The organism is Arthrobacter sp. Dra40 (genome assembly GCF_059091905.1).
The window spans coordinates 1-1116 of the sequence record NZ_JBNHHB010000514.1 but is presented as its reverse complement, the minus strand read 5'-3'; the positions used below and the strand labels follow the sequence as shown (position 1 = coordinate 1116).

The window sequence follows — 1116 nt, the reverse complement described above, 5'->3', positions numbered from 1 at the left end:
GGGCACCGGCTACTTCGACACCATCTCCACTGCCCTCAACCCCAACGGCAGCACCCTGGCACTGGTCGGCTCCACCGAAGAGGGCCAGTTCCACTAACGACGACGGGGCTCACCTCCGGCGCTTCGCCGGGACCCGCCGCGGCACGACCTTCCGACGGCCGCGGGCGGCCTTACGGAAGCTATTAGCCGCTTTCCGGGTCCCGGCTCCGCACCTCATCTGAAGGTCACCTTTGGCGCCCAGGCCGGACGCCGCCGTCGTACTTACAAAAGTTTTCTTGAGGAGTGAATGAGCGATGAATGATCCGATTACCTTGAACGGGATTACGTTGACGGCCCCGCCGGTGCGCCGGCAGGAGGAAGTCCTGACGCCGCAGGCGCTGGAGTTCGTGGCCCGGCTGCACCAGGCCACTGCGGCTCGGCGGCGGGAGCTGCTGGTGCAGCGGGAGAACCGGCGCCGGTCGATCGGCCGAGGCCACGACCCGAAGTTCCTGCCCGGCACCCGGCACATCCGCGAGGATTCCTCGTGGGAGGTCGCTCCCCCGGCGCCCGGGCTGGAGGACCGCCGGGTGGAGATCACCGGACCGGTGGAGAAGAAGATGACCATCAACGCGCTGAACTCCGGCGCGAAGGTGTGGCTGGCGGACATGGAGGACTCCTCCACCCCCAGCTGGTCCAACGTGGTCAACGGGCAGCTGAACCTGACCGACGTGCTGGAGCGGCGGATCGACTTCGTCTCGGACACCGGCAAGGAATACAAGCTGACCGGCCAGACGCTCACCGATCTGCCCACCATCGTGGTGCGGCCGCGGGGCTGGCACCTGCCGGAGAAGCACATGCTGATCGGCGGCGAACCGGTGGCCGGCGGCATCGTGGACTTCGGGCTGTACTTCTTCCACAACGCCCAGCGGCTCATCTCGCAGGGCCGCGGACCGTACTTCTACCTGCCGAAGATCGAGTCACACCTGGAAGCCCGGCTGTGGAACGACGTGTTCATCCTGGCGCAGGACCTGCTGGGCATTCCGCAGGGCACCATCCGCGCCACCGTGCTGATCGAGACCATCACGGCCGCGTTCGAGATGGAGGAGATCCTGTACGAGCTGCGCGACCACGCCTCCG

1 pseudogene is annotated in these 1116 nt (G+C 67.0%); it reads left to right on the top strand.

From position 1 onward, the window contains the following. Positions 1-293: 293 nt before the first annotated feature. A pseudogene (locus AC5RWT_RS37645) lies at positions 294-1116 on the top strand (malate synthase A); the annotation flags it as partial.